The sequence below is a fragment of the Mucilaginibacter sp. A5337 genome (assembly GCF_059690695.1).
Window position 1 is genome coordinate 29,943 of sequence record NZ_JCAWEC010000002.1, and the last position, 22,564, is coordinate 52,506.

Here is a 22,564-nt window from a genome sequence, read left to right on the forward strand (position 1 = left end):
ACGAATAAACAATGCGCAGCTTAACAAACGATCAAAAGATATATTTCACACTTCGCCTTGCGGTAGCTATGTGTTTCATAGGGCATGGTGCTTTTGGAATTATCACTAAACAGATCTGGTGTAACTATTTTGGCGTTTTTGGCATAGGCAAAGATATGGCCTATACCCTGATGCCATATGTAGGTACCGTTGATCTGCTAATGGGGATTTCTATGCTGGTTTATCCAACCCGGGCTATAACTGCATGGCTGGTGGTTTGGGGATTGGCTACAGCATCCATGCGACCATTATCCGGCGAGCCTTTTGCCGAGTTCATTGAACGGGCCGGCAATTATGGAGCACCATTTGTATTGCTGTTGATGCAAGGTGGTTTCAAAATCGGGAGAAAGCAATGGCTGGCCCGTATGGATGATCACGTGAGTATCAATGCTGATACTTTGGCTAAAGTTATCAGTTTTTTAAGGGTATTTGCATTTATGCTGCTGATGGGGCATGGCTGGCTTAACCTCATTCAGAAACAGGGTTTGTTGAACCAATATCATACGCTGGGTTTTGCCGACCCAGCCAAAACGGCACAGATTGTTGGCCTGTTTGAGGTGTTGGCTGCATTAATGGTGCTTATTCGTCCTTTTAAAAATATCCTGCTTGTATTTATCATATGGAAAATATCCAGCGAACTCTTTTATCCAAAATATGAGATGTTTGAGTGGATAGAACGTGGCGGGAGCTATGGTGTACTGCTGGCCTTATGGTTTGCAGTTAAAAAAGCACCGGCTGGATCAATACTTGGGCTTTTTAAAAAAACAGCGCATTTAAGAGCAAGTTAAATCATCAAAACATATAAAAATCTTATTGTGCAGGGCAAAAAATCACCCTGTCTTATAAATCTATTATCTAAACAATTGCAAATGCATCCCACTATTATTGCTAACTCTATGAAAAACCTTTTACTAAAACTTACTTACATTACCACAATCTTCATGTTTGCAACCTTTGCCAAAGCAAATGCACAGGGTTGTGTCGCTATCAGGAGTACAGGCGGCCTGTGTACTATGGACGAGCATCCGGATAGCATTACCAGCAGCGGTAGCTGGTTGTTAAATAGTAACAACCGTTATTTTCGCTCGTATAAACACTTTGTTGGTACCAAGGAGCAAAAACAACGTATTGAGCAGGGAACCAACGTTATTAACCATTCTTATACGCAGGACCTTACTTTAACCCGCATATTTAATAACCGCTGGTCGTTTGCTGTGGATTTGCCGATAGTTGATAACAGCCGTTCATCATTATATGAGCATGGCGGTAAGGAGCGCCTGCAAACACATTCATTTGGTTTGGGTGACGTGCGTTTAACCGCTTATGCCTGGTTGTTAAACCCCGCAAAAGCCCGCCGCGGAAATATCCAGGTTGGTTTGGGCATCAAGCTGGCAACCGGCAACTACAATTACCAGGATTATTTTTATCATACAGCCGCCAACGATGCCAGAACGCTCGGGCCTGTTGATCAATCTATTCAGTTGGGTGATGGCGGTACAGGCATCACCACTGAGATTAATACTTATTACAATTTTACGCATCGCTTTGGCGTATATGGAGGCTTTTACTACCTCATCAACCCCAGGGAACAAAATGGCGTATCATCAGCCCGTGGTAGTGTACCAAGTACCAAAGCAGTTGCAAATGGCAGTGATGTAATGAGTGTGCCGGACCAGGTAATGATCCGTGGTGGTGCAAGCTATGGTATCAGTAAGTTCGATTTTTCGGCAGGAGTACGTTACGAATGTTTGCCGGTTCATGACCTTGTAGGTGGCAGCAACGGCTTCCGCAGGCCAGGATATATCATCTCTGCCGAGCCCGGCGTTACCTATCGTGTTAAATCATTTTCAATTTACGCCTTTGTACCTGTAGCCTTAAAGCGTGACCGTACGCAAAGTGTACCGGATAAAATTACCACCAATTTAACCGGCGTTTATACCCAGGGCGACGCTGCGTTTGCGGATTATGCCATTAACGTAGGAGTAACTTTTAGAATTAAATAGAGAATTGGTTTGTTGTGATTAAAAGCCGGGAGTGAGATCCCCGGCTTTATTTAACAGATCATCTTAAAAAATGCACTTAAACTTAAATAACGTATTATGAAACATATTTTACAATCTCTTTTTTGTACAGCGATATACCTGCTGTTAACTTATACCGGCGTGCATGCCCAGGGTTGTGTTGCCATAAAAGGAGATGGGCCTTTCACTAATATGGAGCATACCACGCAGGATACTTCATATAAAGGCTGGGAACTAACAGCTTCCTGGCGCTATTTTAAATCGTTCCGCCACTTTAAAGGCAGCGACGAGCAAAAGCAACGTCAGGTAATAGGCAACGAGGTGATCAATCATCAGCATACCTTCGATATAAACCTTACCCGTAATTTTAATCAGTATTGGTCGGTATCTGTTGGTGTGCCTTATCTTGTTAATACCCGTTCATCATTATATGAGCATGGTGGTAAAGAACGTCACAACTCGTATTCGCAAGGTATAGGCGATTCGCGTATTATAGTTAACAGGTGGTTGTTTGATAGCCGTAAAAGCCGCGGTAATATCCAGGTTGGTTTAGGTATTAAACTGCCTACCGGCGATTTTAACTACAAATCACATTTCTACAATGTTATTCCGTCTGAGCGCCCTGTTGACCAGTCAATCCAGTTAGGTGACGGTGGTCTGGGTATCATTGCGGAGGCAAACGGCTATTTAGGTTTTGGCAGCGGATTTAGCGGTTACAGCAATTTGTACTACATGAGCAACCCGCGTAATACCAACGGTACACGCACTTACCGCGAAACCTTGAGCGCTACACTGGCCAACGAAGCCATTTCAAGCGTACCTGATCAGTACCTTGCCCGCGTGGGTGTTAACTATACTATTGCTCATGTTTTTACCATATCTGCAGGTGCCCGTATTGAAGGAATCCCTGTTCATGACCTGATTGGCAAAAGCAACGGCTTCCGTCGCCCGGGCTATATCATTTCGGCAGAGCCTTCCCTGAGCTATGCATTTAAAAAGGTGAGCATTTTTGCCAGCGTACCAATCGCTCTAAGGCGCGACCGTACGCAAAGTGTTACTGATAAAGAAAACTCGATAGCCACCGGTACCTATGTTATTGGCGATGCTGCATTTGCCGATTATGCTATCAATTTTGGAGTGTCGTTTAAATTTTGAGATTATATATTCTAATTAGTTGATTTTGGATAAAGCCGGGAGTGAGATCCCCGGCTTTTTTGTTTTTTATTTTACCCTACAAAGTTTTTATGGTTTAAATACCAACAGTGCACGTGATGGGACTGAAGAGGCATCCATACCTGCACCAATAAGGATGTTTGAACCATCGTTACCTACAAACGGTTGTATCAGGTTACCACCAAAGTTGCTTACTTCCGTCCACTTATCAGTTGTTGCATTGTATTTATAAAAATTGGGATATAAATTGCGTCCGAAATAAGAGTTGTAAGAGGCAGTTTCCCCCAGGCCAACATAACCGTAGCCTCCTATGCTGAATGTTGACAGATTTATCCAGCCCTGCCCCGGATAATCGGCTTTACGGCTCCATTGGTTGGTTCCCGGATCATAGCACCACGTTTCTTTAACCTGTGTGCCATTATCACCATTGCCACCTGTTACATAAAGTTTAGCGTTTACGATGAAATAAGCACGTGAAAATCCGCCTTTGCCTGGAAAATCCTGCAATTGAGTCCATTTTTTGGTATTAAGGTCACATACCCAGATATCATTAAGGCCTGTATAATATCCTCCGCCAGACGTAATGGACGGATCTGTACCCAAGCCATAGTAAAGACGGTTTCCTACCTGCATAACTGCAGCATTGCTACGTGGGGCCGCCGGAATGTCAGGCTCCTGTGTCCAGGTGTCACTGGTTATATGATATACCTGGTATGATTTTGTTACAGGCCTGTTGGCAGCTCCTGTGGCAATCAGTTCACCACCCATAAAATGCAGGTCATTCCCGATCTGAACAATAGCGGCTCCCCTGGGAAGCAGTTCTGCTGGCAAAGCTTTTAGCGTTTGAGTTTCACCGGTTTTATAATTGTACCTGCTAAAAGATGATGGCGAAACAGGGTTGCCAAATTGATTGGTATATATCCAATTGTCGATCACGTATCTGTCTGGTATAGAGGCAACACCAGAATAATCTCGTGGTAAAAGGTATTCAAGCTGGCTCCAGGTACCTTCCAGTAAAGTAAGCTGAGTGGGGTATGAGATGCTGATATTCCCTACTTTAACAGAGAGTGTGTACGTTCCCGGAGAGAGGGTTGGTGGCGGAATGAAAGTGAGTGAAGCCGAATTAACGCCGGAGCCAACGCCACCAATCAATTTTACAGGAGTGTTATTTAATTGTACTTCAGGTAAATTTTCAGTATCAGAGATATAGAAATTAGTAAATACACTAAAAAGCTGACCATACTGGAGCGATGTGGTATTTAACGATAGTTTTGGGGCCAATTTGCCGATAGCTTGATTTGCCGAATACTCTGTTGATGTACTACTTTTGCCATAAGCACGCACATAATACGTGAAACCAGTATCCAGGTTGGCTATTACCTTAGTAAAATCTATCGAGGAGGAAGAGGAACCCACTTTAAAAACCTGCTCATGTTCTACTACAGGGTTTAAGGTTTTGCCCACTACAAGGCCGTATTCGATATTGCCTGCAGTCTGATGTACATCTAATGTGCCTGTTAGTTTATACTGGTTAAATGCAGGATTAACGACCGGAAGAATGGATATCCTGAAAGAATCTGCCTGGATATCTTTAATTTCTTTCTTAGTACAAGACAGGATAAAAAGGGCGATTAGTAAGAACCAAAGCTGGCGCATGAATGGTTTAGATTTTTTGTTGTAAAGGTAAATATTTTTACATTTACAACGAATAATCCATGTCAAAATCTAACCTTACTCACCTGTTTGCTATAACGTTGTTATTGGCATTTTTTAGTTCTTGTAAAAAGGAAACTATTACCCGAGTTCAACCTTCAGATCCATTTTCTACGGCAGGTACAAATCAAAGCGATGTGTCGGAGTTTTCAGTTAAGCTGAATGCCGATAGCCTGCAAACAGGACAGGGCGGTAAGTGGACAATTGTAAGCGGCCTTCAGGAACAGTATAAGGTGTATTTTGATGATGACACCAGGCCGGATACACGTTTTCATGGTATGCCCGGGGAAAACTATGTGCTAAAATGGAAAGTCGGCAATAATTCTGAATCTACCGTTAAGATATCTTTCAAGCCGTTAACTGCCACTATAATTAATGCAGCTCCTAACAATCAAACACAGTTTTATTTAACAGCAACAAGTTATGACAGCGGACAGTGGACCATAGAAGGTGATAACTATGCTTCTCTTCAAAATCAAAGTTTTGGCGGAACGGTTATACCTGATATTAATGCTCCCAATATAAAATTTCAAGCTTATGCGCATAAAAATTATAAGCTTACCTGGACAACTAAATATGGAAGCAAAAGTGTTTCCGCATCCATAACGCTTAATGCTGGTGATTATTTGGAAAGTGAAGCTTTGCACGATTTGCAAATTGATGAGGGCTCTAACCGGGTGACCTATGAAAGTGGGCATATTACCAGTTTGGACCTGTCAAGTGAGGGTACCACATGGCTTTTCGCAGATACCGTAGCAAACCCTGCTCTACAGGCATTAACCTACCTGAAAAAGCTCGATCTTTCCGGTTCTGCTACATTTGAGTTTCCCAAAATCATTGGCGACCGGTTTAAAAATTTAGAATACCTTGATCTTAATTATACCATTTTGCATGGTGTGCCTGAAAATATCGGACAGCTGAAGAAATTGAAACAACTTAATATAGAGTTTCTTAACGATGGCGGTTACATCGGCAATCTTCCGGAGACCTTTGGCCAACTCGAAAACCTGGAGATTTTAAACCTTGCTGCTTCAGGAATACAGCGGCTTCCTGATAGCTTTGGGCAGCTTAAGAAGTTGCGTCGCCTTGATATTGGAGCCAATAATGTTAAATATGTGCCCGAAAGCCTTGGCAACTGCAGCAACCTTCAATTTATTGATATCGTAACACAAAGCAGCATTTCAGGTTCGATAAGTAAGCTAAGCAAACTAAGGTTTTTGAGGTGGATTTCTACCGCAAGTTCATCTTCGTTACCGGCTGATATTGGTAATATGGCTTCACTTGATACGCTTGATTTAGAGGCTAATATCCCTGATTTGCCGGCGTCTTTTGCAAAGTTACCTATACGTTCGTTGCGCATTACAGGTTCGGGCTTGCCAGCTTTATCAGATAACTTTGGCGATTTGGCCAATCTTGAGGATTTTACGCTTGCGGGATCTCTTACTGTCTTGCCTGCTTCTTTTACGAGGCTAAGCAAACTTAAATATTGTATACTTAGTTCAACCGGTTTAACCAGCTTACCTGCGGATATTGGGAATTTAAAAAAACTGCAATACCTTGATTGTTCATTTACAAAACTAACTGTTTTGCCACCCGGTATTGGTGATTTATCAGCGCTTACTGATTTAAAACTTGGGCAATGCAGAATAAGCACCCTTCCTGCAAATTTCTATAACCTGCAAAATATTAAAACGATCGATTTGGGAAATAATCAGCTTTCATCCCTGTCTTCTGATTTTCAAAAGCTAAAAAATACCCTTTCAACACTTTACCTGTGGGCAAATAATTATCCCCCTGAAGATCTTATCAAAATAAAACAACTATTACCAAAAACCCTGGTATATCCGTATTAACTATTAATGAACAGTAGGAAAATGCTGAGCCATTAATTTTATGTATAACTGGAGAAATCCGGTAAGGGGGATTTTGTTCCCTTTTTTGAAAGTGCGTGGGCTGGGTTATTGTTATTTAATTCACGGAAGTTAAGGATACTATATTGGTCATTATTCGGGTAAAATAATTTTTTGTAATACTTTTTTTATAAAAAACGATAGTTTTATACCCATGAACACTCCCGAAGAAAACTTTGCAGCGCTGGGTTTAAACCTGCCGCCCGCACCAAAGCCGCTTGGCGTTTATAAACCATGTTTAGTTGATGGCAAATACCTTTATCTGTCGGGCCACGGCCCCGTTCAGGACGATGCATCACTTATCATCGGTCGCATTGGTGATACTGTGAGCCAGGAAGATGGTAAGCTTGCTGCACAACAGGTTGGCCTAACCATGCTGGCTACTATTAAAGCCAACATTGGCAGTTTTAATAAAATAAAGCGTGTTATCAAAGTGTTGGGTATGGTTAACTGTACACCCGAATTTGAGAAACACCCTTTTATCATTAACGGCGCCAGCGAACTGTTTGCGAAAATCTGGGGCGAAGAGAACGGTATAGGTGTACGCAGCGCGGTAGGCATGGGATCATTACCAGATAATATCCCGGTTGAGATTGAAGCGCTGTTTGAATTGGAATAGGCTTTTATATAAATTATTAATGTAGAGACGCATCACATGCGTCTCTACAAACTTTGCCTGACTTACGACTTAGAACTTAAGACTTCCGACTTAAACCATGACCGCTAACTGGTATAATATACAGGATATTGATAAGCTGGATACGCCGGCGCTGGTTGTTTATCCCGATAGGGTAAAAACAAACATTACCACGCTTACCGGCATGATTGATGATGCTGCCCGTTTGCGCCCGCATGTTAAAACCTATAAAAATGCCGAAATAACAGGTTTGCTGCTGGATGCAGGTGTCCGCAAGTTCAAATGCGCTACCATTGCCGAAGCAGAGCTATTGGCTATGAGTAAAGCACCTGATGTTTTGCTGGCTTATCAGCCCGAAGGGCCCAAACTCCACCGCTTCATCAGGTTGATCCATGCTTATCCGCAAACGCATTTTTCGTGCCTTGTTGATAACGCCGCATCAGCAAAAGAGATTTCCGATGCCGCTGTAAGGTTTAAGACCAATATTGATGTATACCTGGACCTGAACGTGGGCATGAACCGCACAGGTATAGCGCCGGGTTTTGAAGCTTTGCAGCTTTATATGGACTGCGGTGTTTTGCCAGGCATTAGCCCCGTTGGCCTGCATGCTTATGATGGCCATATCCATGATATTGATCTTCAAAAACGTGCGGATAGGTGCAACTTTGGATTTGATCCGGTACTTAAGTTGCAGCAAACTATAAAAAGTAAGGGCTACCCCGAACCTGTAATTGTAGCAGGTGGCTCGCCAACTTTCCCTATCCACGCTAAGCGTAAATATGTAGAATGTAGTCCTGGTACGTTTGTTTATTGGGACAAAGGATACCAGGTGGAGATGCCGGAGCAGGATTTTTTACCATCTGCACTGGTTGTTACACGGGTAATTTCACTGCCCGGCCCAACAAAACTTTGTTTGGATGTGGGACACAAGTCGATATCAGCGGAAAATGAGCTAAGTAAACGTATTTACTTTCTGAATGCACCCGAGCTTTATCCTGTAAGCCAAAGTGAAGAACATTTGGTAGTTGAGGCAGGTGCTAATCACCAATATAATGTTGGCGATGTGTTTTATGGCATTCCGCACCATATTTGCCCTACTGTTGCGCTATATGAGCGCGTTTATACTATTGAGAACGAAAATATAAGCGGTGAGTGGCTCAACCAGGCCCGCGACCGTAAAATTACCATTTAAAAATACCCCTGATACCATGTTTGTTGTAGATGCCCATTTAGATTTAAGCATGAACGCCCTTGAGTGGAACCGAGATCTTACGCGCCCACTTGCCGAGGTAAATCAACGCGAGGAGGGTTTAACCGATAAACCCGACCGCGCCAAAGCTGTTGTTACGCTGCCCGAATTGCGGAAAGGTAATATCGGTCTTGTAGTAGCCACACAGATAGGTCGTTATGTAGCGCCTGATAATCCTTTACCGGGCTGGCATTCGCCAGAGCAGGCCTGGGCGCAAACCCAGGGGCAGGTAGCCTGGTATAAAGCTATGGAAGATGCCGGCGAAATGGTACAGGTAAATGACTTGCCATCGCTTGAAAAACATTTAGCGCTTTGGAATGATGGAGGATCAACAGAAAAGAAGCCAATAGGTTATATTTTGAGTTTGGAAGGTGCCGATTCGATTGTGACTGTTAAGCATTTGGAACGGGCATATAATTATGGTCTCAGGGCTGTAGGTCCGGCGCATTATGGCCCGGGAAGATATGCCCAGGGTACGGATGCAACCGGTTATATGGGGCCAAAAGGTCATGAGTTACTAAAAGAAATGGAGCGCCTGAATATCATTTTAGATGCAACCCATTTATGCGATGATAGCTTTTGGGAGGCGCTTGATCATTTTAACGGTCATGTTTGGGCCAGTCATAACAATTGCCGCGCGCTGGTAAACCACAACCGCCAGTACAGCGATGAAATGATTAAAGCGCTGATTGAGCGCGGTGCGGTTATTGGCGCAGCGCTTGATGCCTGGATGATGGTGCCAAACTGGGTGAGGGGCGTATCAACACCAAGGGGAATGAACTGTAATATGGAAGTGATGGTTGACCATATAGATCATATTTGCCAGATAGCAGGCAATGCCCTTCATGTAGGCATGGGTACTGACCTGGATGGCGCCTTCGGACGCGAGCAATGTCCTTACGACCTGGAAACTATTGCAGATTTGCAAAAGGTTCCTGACCTGTTAAAAAAACGAGGCTATACCGACGAGGATGTCCAAAATATGATGCATGGTAACTGGCTGCGGTTTTTAAGAAAAGCCTGGGCGTAAGTTCAGTAGGCCGTTTTTAGTTTGCAGTGGGCAGCAGTCTTTCCGTAGAGAATAATAAAACAGTGAAGACTTACGAAGTTTTTAAAACTTCGTAAGTCTGGATGCTATTGATAAATGCCTTGAGCTGGTCGAAGTTTAGCGATGGCGTAACTTCGACCTAAAACAGTGGAAGCATCCTGCTTCCGTATCCGGGTTACAAGTTAATGGATGCAAACTGTCATTGGACATTACAATTAAGCTCAAAGCTTAACTTAATTTAGGATTGAAGTTATGCCATTGCTAAACTTCGACCAGAAAACAGTACCCCTTGTTTAACTAAACAATAAATAAAATCTTCAATTCCCGTCTATTCTTCATAATACGGTAAAACAAACCACGTGTTAACGTATTTTTACCTAATTAAATCTACTTTGCAAAACGCTTACCTAAATTAGGGATAGTGTAAATTGCCATCTATACTATGAATGCAGAACAATCAAGGTTAAAAGATACAGGCTGGAAAAAGTGGGGACCCTATGTGAGCGACCGTCAGTGGGGTACCGTACGTGAAGATTACAGTGCAAATGGTGATGCCTGGAACTATATTACCCATGATATGGCCCGTAGCAAAGCTTACCGCTGGGGTGAGGAGGGTATAGCCGGCATTTGCGACAGGCAGCAATACCTTTGTTTTGCAATTGCATTATGGAATAAAAAAGATCCTATCATTAAAGAGCGTTACTTTGGTTTGAGTAATCCCGAGGGCAATCACGGCGAGGACGTAAAAGAGTTGTACTACTATTTGGATAGCACACCTACGCATTCGTACATGAAAACGCTGTATAAATATCCTCAAAATGAGTTTCCATACAGCTGGCTGGTGAACGAAAACAAGCGTCGAGGCCGACAGGATCCGGAATTTGAGCTGATGGATACCGGGATATTCGATCATAACGAATATTTTGACGTTTTTACCGAATACGTTAAAAGCGCGCAGGAGGACATTCTCATCAAAATAACTATCCATAACAGGAGCGATAAAGACGCGCCGCTTAACGTGATGCCCACTTTATGGTTCCGGAACACCTGGGGCTGGGGTTATGACTCGCGCAAGCCCGACCTTTGCGGTTCGGCAGAAAAAGTGATCAGTGTTTTTCATAAAGATCTCGGGCAGATGTGGTTGCATACCGAGGGTGATGGCCAATTACTGTTTTGCGATAATGAAACCAACTCGCGTAGATTATACAACTACGATGATGGCCGCAAATACTATAAAGATGGCATAAACGATTATATTGTACATGGTGCCGACACCGTGAATCCTAAAAATATGGGTACAAAGGCGGCCGTGAACTACGATTTAAATATCCCGGCAGGGAAGTGCGTAACGCTGCGTTTGCGCCTTTCGGAAGATGCCAATTATAGCTTTGAGGATTTTGACGATGTTTTTGCTGTCCGCCAAACAGAAGCCGATCAATTTTATAATGATATCCATGGGGCAACTATGAACCCCGACCGCCGCCTTATTCAACGGCAGGCTTTTGCGGGCATGCTCTGGAATAAGCAGTTTTTTTATACCGATGTTCGCCACTGGCTTAGCGGTGATAAGGGGATGCCGCGTCCGCCTGAGCAAAGGCAAAGGGCCCGCAACAGCAAATGGACGCACCTCAACACCCGCGATATTATTTCAATGCCCGATAAATGGGAATATCCCTGGTTCGCAGCCTGGGACCTGGCTTTTCATTGCCTCCCGCTGGCAACCGTTGACATGGCTTTTGCCAAAAATCAGCTGATTTTGCTTACCCGCGATTGGTATATGCACCCGAACGGGCAGTTGCCGGCTTATGAATGGGACTTTGGCGATGTAAACCCGCCGGTACATGCCATGGCCGTATGGAACGTTTATAAAACCGACAAAGAAAATAACAACGGCAAAGGTGATACCTATTTCCTGGAACGTGTTTTTCATAAACTGATGCTCAATTTTACCTGGTGGGTTAACCGCAAGGATCAATCGGGGAATAATATTTTTGAGGGCGGGTTTCTGGGGATGGATAACATTGGTGTTTTTGACCGCAATATGCACCTGCCTTCGGGGCAGCACCTGGAGCAGGCTGATGGCACCAGTTGGATGGCCATGTACTCGCTTAACCTGCTGCGCATCGCCACCGAACTTACCGAAACCGATAAGGCCTATGCCGATATTGCTTCCAAGTTTTTTGAGCATTTCATTTATATCGTCGGCGCTATGTCCAATCTGGGCGAGAATAACGAAGGGCTTTGGGATGATGAAGATGGTTTTTTTTACGATCAGATCCGTTTTCCGGACGACGGTTCTATAAAAATGCGGGTTAGGAGCATCGTAGGGCTGATCCCCCTGTTTGCCACCGAAGTGCTGGATGAAAAGGATATTATGGAAAGCCCTGTGTTTAAAGACCGTATGAAATGGTTTGCCGAAAACCGGCCCGATCTTGCATCACTGGTTTCCCGCTGGAACGAGAAGGGGAATAACGGTAAACATTTGATAAGCTTGTTGCGTGGTTACAGAATGAAATCATTGCTTAAATATATGTTGGATGAAAACGAGTTTTTGAGCGATTACGGGATCCGGTCACTTTCAAAGTATCATTTAAAGCATCCTTATCACGTTTCAGTCAATGGGGTGGAATTTGGTATAACCTATGTGCCGGGTGAAAGCGACAGCGGTCTTTTTGGTGGCAACAGCAACTGGCGGGGCCCCATCTGGATGCCAATCAACTATCTCATCATTGATAGTTTGCACCGGTTCCACATGTTTTATGGCGATGAGTTTAAGATAGAATGCCCAACCGGCTCCGGGAATTTTATGAACCTGAAGGAGGTTGCCAATGAACTTTACGCACGGGTTTCGAAGTTATTTATGAAAAACGAAGACGGCGAACGACCTGTTTACGGCAGAAACCCAAAACTTCAAAACGATCCGCATTTTAAGGATCATATCCTGTTTTACGAATTTTTTGATGGGGATACCGGTTTAGGATTGGGTGCTGCCCACCAAACCGGCTGGACCGGTTTGATAGCCAATTGTTTGTATATGGAGTAGTGTTTACGAGTTCCTGGTATTGATAATCGAAGACAATAACTTGAAAATAACCTAATTTTATAGCTGTAAAAATGAAATCAATGGTAAATAACCAGGAAACGCTACCACAAAAGGCTTCGGAAGTAGCAGATATAGATTTAGGTATCGAAACCCTGTTGAAGGTTACCGCCAGTACCGATCAACGCCTGAGCGACATGGCCGACAACAAGGCTCAGATCCTGATCACGGTTAATTCTATCATCATTTCGGCTATTATCAGTTTGGTGCTGCGGAAGCTTAAGGATAATTCTTTTTTAGTGCTTCCATCTTATTTGTTGCTTACGGTTAGCCTGGCTACCATGATCCTGGCAATATTATCAACCCGGCCTTCGATACCGAGAGGAAAATTTAGTACGAAAGACCTTGACGACAAAAAAGCTAACCTGCTGTTTTTTGGTAATTTTTACCGCATGAAACTGGACGACTTTGCAGCCGGTATGAAGAATGTACTGCATGATAAGGAATACCTATACGACAGTCTGATCAAAGATATTCATACGCAAGGCGTGGTGCTGGGCCGCAAATACCGTCTGCTCAGGGCCGCCTACAATGTTTTTATGTTTGGGTTGATTATTGCTATTATAGCTTTTATAGTATCATCAATGGTGCATAACAGTTTGCCCGAGATTGTTTGATGAATGTTTTTATAATAGATAGTTTATTATTTTGATCCATGTTTTGCGTTAGGAATAGAAGCGGATACCGGCCAATGTCATTAAGTTAAGAAAATCCCCCAGAGGGGGAACAGGTTTGTAGCACATAATATACCGAAAATAACCGTGCCAGAGGTACGGAACATCGGAGTTGTGTACCTCTGGCACACTAAAAATCCAATTCATTTCTATTTCTACAAACCTTTTGCACCTCTGACACAATCTGTTGGGTTTTGATTAACACTTTCGTACAGTAAACTAATTATTACGGACTCCCGCAAGCGAATACCGCTATTCCTGACATGCAGCCCTAAACTTTTAGCATTATGCTTTCAGCCCTTGAAAAAAAACTATTGTGTAAAAAAGACACAATAAATTTCTTTGCTCATTATTAATTAATTAGCTTTACTGTACCAGTTAATTATTAACCATTATCAAAGCATGAATTACAGCAGAAGAAATTTTATTAAAGGCACCGGTGCATTGGTGCTTGGTGGCATGGCCCTATCAGGTAAAGCCGCAAGCTTTTTGAGTAATATGGAACATCACCCTGTTGGACTGCAGTTGTTTACCTTTTTCGGTGTTATTGACGAAGATGTAAACGGCACGCTTAGCAAAGTTGCAGCTATAGGATATAAGGAATTAGAATCGGCCTTTAGTAAAAAAGGCGGCTATTATGGCATGAAGCCTAAAGAGTTTAAGGCCATGGTGAACGAGCTGGGTATGAGCTGGACCTCACATCATGTTCTTGGCGCACCGTTTAAATTGCCTCCGGGAGCAAAAATGCCGGCGGGTGCCGATGGTAAACAAATCGTATTACCTCCTGTGCTTAATTTGCGTGATAATATGCAGCAGGTAATTGATGAGGTTGCCGAGGGCGGCGTTAAATACCTGGTTTGTGCTAACTCGCCCACAGCCACGCTTGAGGAAATAAAATCGACCATAGAGGTGCTGAACAAAACTGGGGAGGCTGCTAAAAAAGCAGGGATCCAGTTTGCTTATCATAATCATGATATGGAGTTTCATGCGGTTGATGGTAAGGTGCCGTACGACTTGTTATTAAGTGAAACTGACGCCAACAATGTAAAAATGGAGCTTGATTTGGCCTGGGCTGTTAAGGCAGGTAAAAACCCGGTGGAAATGTTTAAGGAGCATCCGGGGCGTTTCCCGCTTTGGCACGTGAAAGACCTGGATGCCAGCAGACAAAATATACAACCTGTAGGCGGCGGCACAATTGATTTTAAACCGATTTTTGCGGCAGCAAAATCAGCCGGGATGCAGCACTTTTTTGTTGAGCATGATATGCCTAAAGATGCCTTCGCAAGTATTACGGCAAGTATGGGGTATTTGAAGGATAAGCTGATGTTGTAAAACGGGAGCGTGATACCTGAATCGTTAACTATTAGTTGTTTTTTAATAGAATTACAGCCGATAAATTAAATTTTATCGGCTGTTTTGTTTGCTATTGATGTTTTTAGGCGCCTGTATTTTTATTTGCAAGCTTTTTTATGAGAAATGACGACGTAAATTATTGTGCTTTTTCAGAAAATGCGGGTTAATAATTCCATAATGCGCCGTAATTTTGATTTAACCTGCCGGTTGAGTAATTTAAGGCGATAAAATATTATTGATAACGGCGACGTATGGCGGAAACATCTACAGAACATTTAAAACGCGTTTTAAAACCTATTCATTTATGGGCTATAGCTGTAGGCCTTGTTATTTCGGGTGAATATTTCGGGTGGAATTTAGGTTGGGCCGTATCAGGTACCATAGGTTTGTTGATAGCCACTTTGGTTATCACATTAATGTACATCACATTTATTTTTAGCTATACCGAGCTTACTGCCTCAATTCCTCATGCAGGTGGCGCTTTTGCTTATGCTTACCGGGCAATGGGGCCGTTTGGTGGTTTAATTGCCGGTTATGCTACGCTTGTTGATTTCCTGGTGGCTACCCCTGCGGTTGCTGTTTCTTTAGGTAGTTATCTTCATTTTTTATACCCGGCTATCCCCATAACTGGGGCAGCTATGGGGTTTAATATCTTTTTTATCCTTTTAAATATGCTTGGGGTGAAGGAGTCAGCTACTTTTTCGGTATTCATCACCGTCCTCGCGGTGGTTGAACTGATGCTTTACCTCGGCATTGTATCGCCTCATTTTAAAATGGATAATTATTTAACCAATCCCATGCCTTTTGGCTGGGCTGGCGTTTTTGCTGCTTTGCCTTTTGCGGTTTGGTTTTACCTGGCCATCGAAGGCGTGGCCATGGTTGCCGAAGAAGTGGAAAACCCCAAAAGAAATATCCCCCGAGGTTATATTTCGGCTATTATAACATTAGTAGTGCTGGCTTTAGGCGTAATGGTTATAACCGGCGGACTTACCGACTGGCGCAAGCTAAGTCATTTAGATTATCCACTGCCAGAGGCTATTGGGATAGTATTGGGCAAGGGCAACGGTTTAACCAAAATATTTGCCAGTATAGGTTTGTTTGGATTGATAGCATCGCTGCATGGTATTATCCTTGCTTCATCAAGGCAGGTGTTTGCCATGGCGCGCAGTGGGTATTTACCCCGAATGCTATCCGATATTAACCACAGATTTAAAACGCCGCACTGGGCGCTTGTAGTGAGTGGTGTGGTAAGCTCTATCTTCATTTATAAATTTAAAACAGATCAGATCATTATGCTATCAGTACTTGGCGCTGTGGTAATGTATATCATGAGTATGGTAAGCCTGTTTATATTACGCAAAAAGGAACCCCGCTTAAGTCGGCCGTTTTTGGCCCCTGCATACCCGGTTTTCCCGGCGATAGCTTTAATAATTTGCGTAGTGTGTTTAATAGCAACAATATATTTTAACCCTGATATGAGCCTCATTTTTGCAGGAGGATTGGCCATAGTGCTGCTGGTTTTTATAGCGATGGGAAAACATAAAGTTGCGTTAACCGAAGACATGATGAGTGCCCCTGTTGAAGAAGTCATTAATCATTAGGTCATTTGGTCATTTGTTTGACCTCTATGCAATAATGACCAAATGACGCAATGAAATAATGATATAAAAGAATGTACCGCCACAACATACATCACCGGGTTTACAAGTTTCCCGATCTGAAAACATTGCTTGGAAAGGCTTCTCCTTATCGCTCGGGCGATGAACTGGCAGGGCTTTGCGCCGGTGGGTATGAAGAACGTGTGGCAGCGCAAATTACGCTGGCAGATGTGCCGCTCAAAAACTTTTTGAATGAGGCGGTGGTCCCGTATGAGGACGATGAAATTACCCGGCTTATTATCGATGATCATGATAAAGTGGCTTTCAGCCATATCAGCCACTTAACCGTTGGTGAACTTCGCGACTGGCTGTTAAGCGACGAAACAGACTGTGCTACATTAACAACCATTGCCCCCGGCTTAACACCCGAAATGGTAGCGGCAGTATCCAAACTGATGCGCAACCAGGACCTGATTGCCATGGCCAATAAATGCCAGGTGATTACTCGCTTTCGTAATACCATTGGTTTGAAGGGGCATTTCAGTACCCGTTTGCAGCCCAATCATCCAACAGATGATCCGCGGGGAGTGGCGGCCAGTATTATTGATGGCTTGTTATTTGGCAGCGGTGATGCGGTTATTGGCATTAACCCGGCTACGGATAGCCCGGCGGCAGTAAGTAGTTTGCTTTCATTAATGGATGAGTTAAGGCATAGGTTTGATATCCCGACGCAAACCTGCGTGCTCAGTCATATCACCACCACATTGCAACTGGTTAATGAAGCTGCGCCTGTTGATCTTTGTTTTCAATCCATAGCAGGCACAGAAAAGGCTAATGCGAGTTTTGGGGTTAATTTAAGTTTGATTGAGGAAGCCTATCAGGCTACATTGTCACTAAAACGTGGAACTATAGGTAATAACGTAATGTATTTTGAAACCGGGCAGGGTAGTGCCTTGTCTGCCAATGCCAATTTCGGTGTCGACCAGCAAACCTGCGAGGTGAGGGCATATGCTGTTGCGCGCAAGTTTAACCCGTTACTGGTAAATACGGTTGTTGGCTTTATCGGTCCGGAGTATTTATATGATGGCAAGCAGATTATTCGTGCTGCGCTCGAAGATCATTTTTGCGGTAAGCTTTTGGGCTTGCCAATGGGGGTTGACGTTTGCTACACCAATCATGCCGAGGCCGATCAGGACGATATGGATAACCTGCTTACCTTGCTTGGCGTGGCCGGCTGCAACTTTGTGATGGGCATTCCCGGTTCGGATGATATTATGTTGAATTATCAATCAACCTCATTTCATGATGCGTTATACCTGCGTAAAGTGCTGGGATTGAAGCCTGCGCCTGAGTTTGGGCAATGGTTAATAAAGCAGGGGATTATTGATGATAAGGGGAATATGCTGCCGGTAAGCGAGCACGGGTTGTTGGGAGGATTTTAATTGAAGGTGATTGAGGTAAAAGGATAAAGGCAAAAGGTGAAAGGTTCCCCACATGCCGTCGCTCGGCTCCAGCCGAGTGTCAGCTATCTCACGGCCTCCGGCCGATGTAAGATCTTATAACACGCAGGCCAGAGGCCTGTTTATAGTGGTCACTCGGCTGGAGCCGAGCGACTAAGGCCATATAAAAAATGAAACGAAACATCCCACACGAAATTGAACCGTTGAAAGCATTGCAGGAGTTTACTTCTGCTCGGATAGCTATTGGCCGGGTGGGGACAAGTATCCCGCTGAAGCAGTCACTGGAGTTTAAACTGGCACATGCACACGCAAGGGATGCTGTATATTCTGAATTGGATTTAGGCAAGCTAACTGATCGGTTCAAATATTTCGGGCTGCCCATTTTGCACCTGCATAGTAAGATAATCGACCGGCGACAATATTTGCAAAGACCTGACCTTGGGCGCAAGCTTAATGAAGCTTCGCTGAGCGAATTGAATGGTTATAGCGCAGAAAGCGATGTTGCTATCATGATAGTTGACGGACTTTCGGCAACAGCCGTAAATGAAAATGCTGTCGGATTGCTGGATGCGCTTGTTCCCCAGTTGATTGCCAATGGCTTAAAGCTTGCACCGATAAGCCTGGTTGAGCAGGGCAGGGTGGCCATTGGCGATGATATTGGATACGGCCTGAATGCTAAACTTTCGCTCATCCTTATTGGTGAGCGTCCGGGACTTAGTTCGGCAGATAGTCTCGGCGCATATCTTACCTACAATCCCAGGCCCGGTTTAACCGACGAATCTCGAAACTGCGTTTCCAATATCCGCCCTAAAGGCTTAACCCATAAGAAGGCGGCAAAGAAGATTTTTTATTTAATTAACGAAGCGTTTAAACGGAAACTGTCGGGAGTGGAGTTAAAGGATAATGCGGGATTGATTGAGTCTTAAGTTAGGAGTTGCAAGTTATAAGTTGGTAAGTACATATAAAAGCCCGAAAGTTGCATTAAACAACTTCCGGGCTTCGACTTCTTAATGCTTAAAACTTCGTACTTAATACTTATTTCCTCCTCGCTTCAATATAGCCGTTAAATGATATTGGGTCGCGGTTGCTGCTGATCACTTGCAGGGAGCCGTAACCATCCTGCGAAATACTCAGGTTAAATGTTTGTACGTCGCGCCAGTCGGCTATGTTTTTTTCCTTGGGTTTAATAGTGATATTCCAACCCTTGCCTTTCGGGGTCGACGAGTATGTAAACTTTGTAGTATTAACTTTGATACCGCCATCTGTTGTCCCTGGGGGCGGGGCTACATAAGCCCGGCCAAAATAAGGTAAAAATGATACAATGGTATCTTTACTTATTGTCATATCATAATCAGAGGTAAGCGGCCTGGTACCACCCCGCATCGGCAAAGCATAGTTTGCTTTAAATACAAAATTCTGAGCCTCTACCATTTGTTTTATTTCAGCCTGCTTAGCTGCCTTTTTTTCGGCTTTGGTTTGTTTGGCTTGAGCATTGGCTACGTTTGTTCCAATAAATATGAATATAGCCAAAAGGGCTATTTTGTTGAATATTTTCATGATATAAATGTTTAAGTGGTTAGACGATAGTAGGTTATTTAGGTTTAATTACATTCAAATTTAAGCAATCTTTTAAATAAAAGCCCAGCGGTAATTCAGTAGATTTAAGCACTAAAAAGATATTGGAAAAATTATGTTCCGGCTGTTCAACAGAAAAAATCAAAGCGCCCTGTACAGGATTGGGAATTGGTGCTTATCTATAAAACGATTGAAAAGCTACCTGCAGACTTCGAGCAACTTAATGATCAGATAGAGGCAGATCTATTTACGTCAGCGCTTGTTGGCTATAGCGATTCTTATCCTGATTTCGTTTCGTTCTCTTATTCAGATGAGTGCAATGAATTTAGGCGTAGGGGCGAAAGAGATTATGAAATTTCAAATATAAAGGTACAGGATATAAATGGGGACAACTGGTTTGATTATACCATATTTGTTAGCGAAGAGGTTATTACAGGTTATAGTATAAAAGGATTGGCTGGCAATATGATTGATGTAACCAGTGCCGATGTAGCTTCTTACGTCAGGCGATATGATCCTGATGATTATCGAAGAGATTATCAAAATCTTAAGGAAATATTAGATGAGGACGAAATTAAGCTAATAAACCCGGATGATATTTACGAGGTTAATCTAAAGGAAAGGATTTTTTATCATGTTCGTGACCTGGAAGATGGCGATTTTATCGGAATTGAAAGCAATGGTCTGATCTGTAAAATAACACATGACCCTTTTGAAATTATTCCGCTCAAAGAAAGTTTGGCGGAAATACTTTCAAGATAAAAGAAAGGCCATCTGAAAAACAGATGGCCTCAACAATAATGGAATTGCTATTTATAAAACAAAGTATTATATCAAACTCACGCTGCGTTTAACAAATTCAGTTAAATCAGCACCAGTCAATAAACCTTGCGATAACAGGGCCAGATCAAAAGCCTGCTTTGAAAGCTGGGCTTGTACACTTTCATCTTCTTCCTGTAAAATGCGGCTTACCAGTTTGTGGTTGCCATTCACAATTACTTTGTAGTTATCAGGCATGTTGCCGTAGAAACTCATACCACCGCCCATAGCAGCCATATCTTTCATACGGCGCATAAACTCGTCCATAGTTACGGTAACCGGTAACTCATCGGGGTTTAGGCTTTCAATTTGAACACTGTATGCGGGTTTGTTGATGGCTTTATCAAAAATGCCTTTTACCTTGGTTGTTTGTTCTTCGGTCAATACAGTTTCAGGGGCGTCGTCTTTTTTGATCAGCTTATCGGCTACATCAGCGTCAACGCGTTTTAAGGATGTTTTCTCTAATTTCTGCTCCAACTGGCTGATGAAGTGATTATCAATAGGAGAGTTCATCACCAATACATCATAACCTTTTTTATTTGCCGACTGGATAAACGAATCCTGTTTTGCCGGATCATTAGTATAGATATAAACCAGCTGACCGTCCTTATCTGTTTGATTGGCTTCAACTTTGTCTTTGTATTCAGCAAGCGTAAAGTTTTGTTTTTCGGTATTGCTAACCAAAACAAAGTCTTTGGCTTTGTCATAAAACTTGTCTTCGCTCACCATACCGTATTTAACAAACAGGCCAATGTCTGTCCATTTTTCTTCGTATGCTTTACGGTCGGCTTTGAAGAGGTCTGACAATTTATCAGCTACTTTTTTAGTGATATAGCTGTTGATCTTTTTAACGTTGCTATCAGCCTGTAAAAAGCTGCGTGATACGTTAAGCGGGATATCCGGTGAATCGATAACGCCATGTAACAGCATTAAAAATTCAGGAACAATGTCTTTTACCTCATCGGTAATAAATACCTGGCGGCTGAATAATTTGATCTTGTTTTTCTGGAATTCAAAATCATTCTTCAGCTTAGGGAAGTACAGCACACCGGTAAGGTTGAAAGGATAATCAACATTAAGGTGGATCCAGAATAATGGATCTTCGCTGAATGGATAAAGCTGTTTGTAAAAGTCGAGATAATCCTCGTCTTTTAATTCAGATGGTGCTTTTGTCCAGATAGGGTTGGTGGTGTTGATGATATTATCAACTTCAACCGAAGTATATTTTGGTTTGCCTTCCTCATCAACACCATCTTCAACAGATTCGGTTTTGGTGCCGAATTTAATAGGCACAGGTAAAAACTTACAGTATTTATCAAGGATCTCCTGTAGTTTGTACTGGCTTAAAAACTCGGCCGATTCATCATTAATATACAGGGTGATCTCAGTACCGCGTTCTTCTAAAATACCGTCGCCAATTTCAAATTCCGTGCTGCCGTCGCATACCCAGAACGCAGGTTCTGCACCTTCCTGGTATGACAGGGTTTGGATCTCTACCTTATCTGCTACCATGAAAGCCGAATAAAAACCTAAACCAAAGCGACCGATGATCTCGTTGGCATCCTTGGCTTCCTTAAATTTCTCCATGAATTCGGTAGCACCTGAGAAAGCGATCTGGTTGATGTATTTTTTGATCTCCTCGGCGGTCATACCGATACCATTATCGCTAATGGTGATTGTCTTTTTGTCGGCATCAAAAGCAACCTCAACGCGCAGGTCGCCAAGTTCGCCGGTGTATTGGCCTAATGAAGCCAAACGTTTGATTTTTTGGGTAGCATCTACCGCGTTTGATACCAGCTCGCGCAAAAATATCTCATTATCAGAGTATAAGAACTTCTTAATGATCGGGAAAATGTTCTCGGTGTGGATCGAAATGCTGCCTTTTTCTTGCATAACTATATTTTAATAGGATTGATTTAATGTTTGTCGGAATTGCATCATCAATGTATGTTCCAATTGTTGATGTATTGTCAAAATGGCAGGAGGATTGAAAGAGGCGCTTATTTAATCTATTGCGAGCAAAGAAAAATGTCATTCCCAACGAACCGGCCAAGGGATTGTGTGCCGGGGTGAGGAGAAATCTTCTACGCCATGCAAAGCGGATTTACATAGCGTATAAGATTTCTCTTTGGCACCCCGCCCTGGCCATTCCACGCTCAATCGAAATGACATCAATTTTAAAAAAAACTGATACA

At 43.1% G+C, this 22,564-nt stretch carries 17 protein-coding genes; 14 read left to right on the plus strand and 3 right to left on the minus strand.

Annotated features, from left to right (window positions below; genetic code table 11):
• Positions 1-11 precede the first annotated feature (11 nt).
• The 3 genes from AC59JO_RS05325 to AC59JO_RS05335 all read left to right on the plus strand — a co-directional run bounded on the left by AC59JO_RS05325 (position 12) and on the right by AC59JO_RS05335 (position 3,215).
• Positions 12-827 (plus strand): hypothetical protein, encoded by an 816-nt coding sequence (locus AC59JO_RS05325; RefSeq protein WP_413668425.1) that lies wholly within the window; start codon positions 12-14, stop codon positions 825-827.
• Positions 828-935: 108 nt separating this feature from the next.
• The gene (locus AC59JO_RS05330) at positions 936-2,042 is read left to right on the plus strand and encodes a hypothetical protein (protein WP_413668424.1); all 1,107 of its coding nucleotides are present in this window, start codon (positions 936-938) and stop codon (positions 2,040-2,042) included.
• A 96-nt stretch (positions 2,043-2,138) separates the two neighbouring features.
• Positions 2,139-3,215: a hypothetical protein gene (locus tag AC59JO_RS05335; RefSeq protein ID WP_497303899.1), complete on the plus strand. Its 1,077-nt coding sequence runs from the start codon at positions 2,139-2,141 to the stop codon at positions 3,213-3,215.
• An 87-nt stretch (positions 3,216-3,302) separates the two neighbouring features.
• Here AC59JO_RS05335 and AC59JO_RS05340 read toward each other — a convergent pair whose 3' ends face one another.
• Positions 3,303-4,889, minus strand: a complete 1,587-nt coding sequence (locus AC59JO_RS05340) for a Kelch repeat-containing protein (protein ID WP_497303901.1) — start codon at positions 4,887-4,889, stop codon at positions 3,303-3,305.
• 59 nt (positions 4,890-4,948) lie between these two features.
• Between AC59JO_RS05340 and AC59JO_RS05345 the strand changes: the two genes are divergently transcribed.
• The 10 genes from AC59JO_RS05345 (at position 4,949) to eutC (ending at position 18,901) form a co-directional block, all read left to right on the plus strand.
• The gene (locus tag AC59JO_RS05345; RefSeq protein WP_413668421.1) at positions 4,949-6,799 is read left to right on the plus strand and encodes a leucine-rich repeat domain-containing protein; all 1,851 of its coding nucleotides are present in this window, start codon (positions 4,949-4,951) and stop codon (positions 6,797-6,799) included.
• A gap of 211 nt (positions 6,800-7,010) precedes the next feature.
• A complete protein-coding gene (locus tag AC59JO_RS05350; RefSeq protein ID WP_091220757.1) occupies positions 7,011-7,475 on the plus strand; it encodes a RidA family protein in 465 nt (154 codons plus the stop codon).
• Positions 7,476-7,572: 97 nt separating this feature from the next.
• Entirely contained in the window at positions 7,573-8,685 is a 1,113-nt protein-coding gene (locus AC59JO_RS05355; RefSeq protein WP_497303904.1) for a D-TA family PLP-dependent enzyme, read from the plus strand.
• Between the two features lie 16 nt (positions 8,686-8,701).
• Positions 8,702-9,772, plus strand: coding sequence for a dipeptidase (locus AC59JO_RS05360; protein WP_413668418.1), 1,071 nt, complete (start codon positions 8,702-8,704; stop codon positions 9,770-9,772).
• Between the two features lie 460 nt (positions 9,773-10,232).
• Positions 10,233-12,833: an MGH1-like glycoside hydrolase domain-containing protein gene (locus tag AC59JO_RS05365; protein WP_497303906.1), complete on the plus strand. Its 2,601-nt coding sequence runs from the start codon at positions 10,233-10,235 to the stop codon at positions 12,831-12,833.
• Positions 12,834-12,904: 71 nt separating this feature from the next.
• Entirely contained in the window at positions 12,905-13,507 is a 603-nt protein-coding gene (locus AC59JO_RS05370) for a Pycsar system effector family protein (RefSeq protein ID WP_413668416.1), read from the plus strand.
• 459 nt (positions 13,508-13,966) lie between these two features.
• Complete coding sequence (locus AC59JO_RS05375; protein WP_497303909.1) at positions 13,967-14,896, plus strand: sugar phosphate isomerase/epimerase family protein; 930 nt, start codon at positions 13,967-13,969, stop codon at positions 14,894-14,896.
• Positions 14,897-15,168: 272 nt separating this feature from the next.
• Positions 15,169-16,518, plus strand: coding sequence for an ethanolamine permease (gene eat / locus AC59JO_RS05380; RefSeq protein WP_497303911.1), 1,350 nt, complete (start codon positions 15,169-15,171; stop codon positions 16,516-16,518).
• 71 nt (positions 16,519-16,589) lie between these two features.
• On the plus strand, positions 16,590-17,957 hold the full coding sequence (locus AC59JO_RS05385) for an ethanolamine ammonia-lyase subunit EutB (protein ID WP_497303913.1): 1,368 nt from the start codon (positions 16,590-16,592) through the stop codon (positions 17,955-17,957).
• A gap of 188 nt (positions 17,958-18,145) precedes the next feature.
• Positions 18,146-18,901, plus strand: a complete 756-nt coding sequence (gene eutC / locus AC59JO_RS05390) for an ethanolamine ammonia-lyase subunit EutC (RefSeq protein ID WP_413668412.1) — start codon at positions 18,146-18,148, stop codon at positions 18,899-18,901.
• Positions 18,902-19,010: 109 nt separating this feature from the next.
• Here the strand turns inward: eutC and AC59JO_RS05395 are convergent, their stop codons facing one another.
• On the minus strand, positions 19,011-19,532 hold the full coding sequence (locus AC59JO_RS05395; RefSeq protein WP_413668411.1) for a DUF4251 domain-containing protein: 522 nt from the start codon (positions 19,530-19,532) through the stop codon (positions 19,011-19,013).
• 189 nt (positions 19,533-19,721) lie between these two features.
• Between AC59JO_RS05395 and AC59JO_RS05400 the strand changes: the two genes are divergently transcribed.
• Positions 19,722-20,312: a hypothetical protein gene (locus AC59JO_RS05400; protein ID WP_497303916.1), complete on the plus strand. Its 591-nt coding sequence runs from the start codon at positions 19,722-19,724 to the stop codon at positions 20,310-20,312.
• A gap of 66 nt (positions 20,313-20,378) precedes the next feature.
• Here the strand turns inward: AC59JO_RS05400 and htpG are convergent, their stop codons facing one another.
• A complete protein-coding gene (gene htpG, locus AC59JO_RS05405; protein WP_413668409.1) occupies positions 20,379-22,262 on the minus strand; it encodes a molecular chaperone HtpG in 1,884 nt (627 codons plus the stop codon).
• Between the last annotated feature and the right edge of the window lie 302 nt (positions 22,263-22,564).

Coding starts and splice junctions, on each gene's coding strand:
- AC59JO_RS05325 (WP_413668425.1), top strand. CDS start 12: ATGCGCAGCTTAACAAACGATCAAAAGATATATTTCACACTTCGCCTT.
- AC59JO_RS05330 (WP_413668424.1), top strand. CDS start 936: ATGAAAAACCTTTTACTAAAACTTACTTACATTACCACAATCTTCATG.
- AC59JO_RS05335 (WP_497303899.1), top strand. CDS start 2,139: ATGAAACATATTTTACAATCTCTTTTTTGTACAGCGATATACCTGCTG.
- AC59JO_RS05340 (WP_497303901.1), bottom strand. CDS start 4,889: ATGCGCCAGCTTTGGTTCTTACTAATCGCCCTTTTTATCCTGTCTTGT.
- AC59JO_RS05345 (WP_413668421.1), top strand. CDS start 4,949: ATGTCAAAATCTAACCTTACTCACCTGTTTGCTATAACGTTGTTATTG.
- AC59JO_RS05350 (WP_091220757.1), top strand. CDS start 7,011: ATGAACACTCCCGAAGAAAACTTTGCAGCGCTGGGTTTAAACCTGCCG.
- AC59JO_RS05355 (WP_497303904.1), top strand. CDS start 7,573: ATGACCGCTAACTGGTATAATATACAGGATATTGATAAGCTGGATACG.
- AC59JO_RS05360 (WP_413668418.1), top strand. CDS start 8,702: ATGTTTGTTGTAGATGCCCATTTAGATTTAAGCATGAACGCCCTTGAG.
- AC59JO_RS05365 (WP_497303906.1), top strand. CDS start 10,233: ATGAATGCAGAACAATCAAGGTTAAAAGATACAGGCTGGAAAAAGTGG.
- AC59JO_RS05370 (WP_413668416.1), top strand. CDS start 12,905: ATGAAATCAATGGTAAATAACCAGGAAACGCTACCACAAAAGGCTTCG.
- AC59JO_RS05375 (WP_497303909.1), top strand. CDS start 13,967: ATGAATTACAGCAGAAGAAATTTTATTAAAGGCACCGGTGCATTGGTG.
- eat (WP_497303911.1), top strand. CDS start 15,169: ATGGCGGAAACATCTACAGAACATTTAAAACGCGTTTTAAAACCTATT.
- AC59JO_RS05385 (WP_497303913.1), top strand. CDS start 16,590: ATGTACCGCCACAACATACATCACCGGGTTTACAAGTTTCCCGATCTG.
- eutC (WP_413668412.1), top strand. CDS start 18,146: ATGAAACGAAACATCCCACACGAAATTGAACCGTTGAAAGCATTGCAG.
- AC59JO_RS05395 (WP_413668411.1), bottom strand. CDS start 19,532: ATGAAAATATTCAACAAAATAGCCCTTTTGGCTATATTCATATTTATT.
- htpG (WP_413668409.1), bottom strand. CDS start 22,262: ATGCAAGAAAAAGGCAGCATTTCGATCCACACCGAGAACATTTTCCCG.